Here is a 2,370-nt window from a genome sequence, read left to right on the forward strand (position 1 = left end):
ATGGCTTTATATTGAGTTGTTTTCCCTTGTGCTTTCAACTCTAAAACGATCATCTGACGTGGAAAACCTCTACGGCGATTAGCTTAACATAATTAAAGCCGTCCTGCAAGGACGGGGCTTGCATCCCATTTTTTTCGGTCAAACTTTCTTCCCAGTCCCTAGTCCCCAGTACCCAATCCCCAATCCCCAACGCAAAAAGGTAAAAAGATCACAAACCAAAAGAGCGATCGTGAGTTAGTCTGAGAAACTAGAAAATTGCCGCAATGGAAACGATTAATCATGCAGCTGGCAGCACGAGTGAGTCAAGTTACGCCTTCGATCACGTTAGCTATTTCCGCCAAAGCTAAGGCTATGAAGGCTGAGGGAATAGATGTTTGTAGTTTTAGCGCTGGTGAACCAGATTTTGACACGCCAGAGCATATTAAAGCTGCTGCGAAGCAAGCTTTGGATGCTGGGAAGACGAAATATGGCCCTGCTGCTGGGGAACCTAAGCTGAGAGAAGCGATCGCAAATAAGCTAAAAACAGATAATGGTTTAGATTATAAACCGGAGAATGTAATTGTTACTAATGGTGGTAAACATTCTCTATTCAATTTGATGTTAGCTTTAATCGATCCGGGAGATGAAGTAATTATTCCCGCACCCTATTGGTTAAGCTATCCCGAAATGGTTATCTTAGCAGGTGGTGTACCTGTAATTGTCCAAACTGATGGGAAAAACCAATATAAAATTACTCCTGAAGAACTCAGCAACGCAGTTACGCCAAAAACAAAATTGTTTGTGTTGAATTCTCCTTCTAATCCTACAGGAGTTGTTTACACTCCCGCCGAAATTGAAGCGTTAGCAAAGGTGGTGGTAGAAAAAGATATTTTCGTTGTTTCCGATGAGATTTACGAAAAAATCATTTATGATGATGCTCAACAAGTGAGCATTGGTGCTTTTGGGCCTGAGATTTTCCAACGTACTTTTATTAGTAATGGTTTTGCCAAAGCTTACTCCATGACTGGTTGGCGAGTAGGATATTTAGCAGGGCCATTGCAGGCAATTAAAGCTGCTAGTACAGTGCAAGGTCATAGTACTTCTAATGTTTGCACGTTTGCTCAATATGGTGCGATCGCAGCTTTAACCAGTCCCCAAGATTGTGTGGAAGAAATGCGCCTGGGTTTCGCCAAACGTCGTCAAGTAATGTTAGAAAGAGTGAGTGCGATTCCTGGTTTAAGTTGTCCCAAACCTGATGGTGCTTTCTATCTATTTATTGATGTGAGCAAAACGGGATTAGCTTCTTTAGAATTTTGCGATAAGTTCTTAGAATCTTATCAAGTGGCAGCAATTCCTGGTGTTGCTTTTGGTGCGGATGATTGCATTCGTTTATCTTACGCTACCGATTTAGATACCATCAATAAAGGCATGGATCGGTTAGATAAATTTGTGCGATCGCTAATTTAATCGAGTGGTTTTGCAACCGCAAATAAACACAGATAAACACAGATAAAATGTTTATCTGTGTTTTTATTTTAAAATAAAAGTACGTTGTTGCGCTTCAGCGCAATTCCTACTGAAGTAGGAACAACAGACTGATTTATGGTACGTTGTTGCGCTTCAGCGCAATTCCCACTTCAGTAGGAACAACAGACTCATTAAAAATTTGAGGAAATGATTATGTCTGTTCAGTTGGAAAAAAGGTTATTTACAGTTGATGAATATTACCGAATGGCTGAAGCTGGTATTTTAGGTGAAGACGATCGAGTAGAACTAATTGCAGGAGAAATTATTAAAATGTCGCCAATTGGTAGCCCCCACGCAGGTTGTGTAAAGCGTTTGAATCGGCTTTTTTCAGTCAGGTTAGGCGATCGTGCTATATTATCTATCCAAAATCCGGTAAGATTAAATGAAAGAACAGAACCGCAACCTGATATAGCTTTACTGATACCTCGTGCAGATTGTTACTCACAAAGACATCCCCAACCACAGGAAGTTTTACTAATAATTGAAGTATCTGATACAACTATTGAATATGACAGAGAAGTGAAAATTCCTCTTGATGCAGCAGCGGGTATTGTGGAAGTTTGGATAGTAAGTTTAGCAGAGGAGTTAATTGAAGTTTATCGTCAACCTTTGGCGAATAGTTATGCAGAAATTCGGCAATTTAGAAGAGGTGAAAATGTTTCGCCGTTAAGTTTTTCTGATGTGGTTTTAAGTGTGGATGAGGTATTGGGGTAACTGAAATAAGGAAACTTAGACTATGATGTTAGAACTTCCCCCCTTTGTAAGGGGGGCTAGGGGGGATCTAAGTTTCAGTCAGAGAGTGCGTAAGTCCTATTATTGTTAAATAAGTAGGTAGATCTAAATAAAGTAAAACAAGGGCGGGGC

General features: G+C 40.3%; 2 protein-coding genes. Both read left to right on the plus strand.

Going from position 1 to position 2,370, the window contains the following annotated elements; translation table 11 throughout:
- Positions 1–279: 279 nt before the first annotated feature.
- Positions 280–1,446: a pyridoxal phosphate-dependent aminotransferase gene (locus tag ACE1CC_RS18965; RefSeq protein WP_413271994.1), complete on the plus strand. Its 1,167-nt coding sequence runs from the start codon at positions 280–282 to the stop codon at positions 1,444–1,446.
- A 213-nt stretch (positions 1,447–1,659) separates the two neighbouring features.
- A complete protein-coding gene (locus ACE1CC_RS18970) occupies positions 1,660–2,220 on the plus strand; it encodes a Uma2 family endonuclease (protein WP_413271995.1) in 561 nt (186 codons plus the stop codon).
- The last annotated feature ends 150 nt before the right edge of the window (positions 2,221–2,370 follow it).

It is taken from the genome of Floridaenema aerugineum BLCC-F46, assembly GCF_041929345.1.
GTDB lineage: Bacteria > Cyanobacteriota > Cyanobacteriia > Cyanobacteriales > Aerosakkonemataceae > Floridanema > Floridanema aerugineum.